Source organism: Dellaglioa sp. CoH-57-MRSF-21 (genome assembly GCF_056781915.1).
This window is the reverse complement of record NZ_JBXAXU010000209.1, coordinates 1-262: the sequence shown is the minus strand read 5'-3', so window position 1 is coordinate 262 and position 262 is coordinate 1. Positions and strand designations below refer to the sequence as shown.

Annotated in this window: 1 protein-coding gene; it reads left to right on the top strand. The window is 59.9% G+C overall.

The genetic code is table 11. The features are described 5' to 3' along the window. Window positions 1-262, top strand: a 262-nt coding sequence (locus AC1RPQ_RS08550; protein WP_481762356.1) for a glycerol-3-phosphate acyltransferase, incomplete at both ends; no start/stop codon positions are given.

Genomic DNA, 262 nt, shown 5'->3' with positions numbered 1-262 from the left:
AACGTCCTGCGCATCGGTGGTCGCCTGGCGGCGGCAGCGGTGCTGGTTTTCGATATTCTCAAAGGAATGCTGCCGGTCTGGCTGGCATACAAGCTTAATGTCCCACCGCTGTACCTGGGGCTGACGGCAATTGCCGCCTGCGTTGGGCACATCTATCCGGTGTTCTTCCATTTCCGTGGCGGCAAGGGCGTGGCAACGGCATTTGGTGCCATAGCACCGATAGGCTGGGATCTGACCGGTCTGATGACCGGTACCTGGTTGC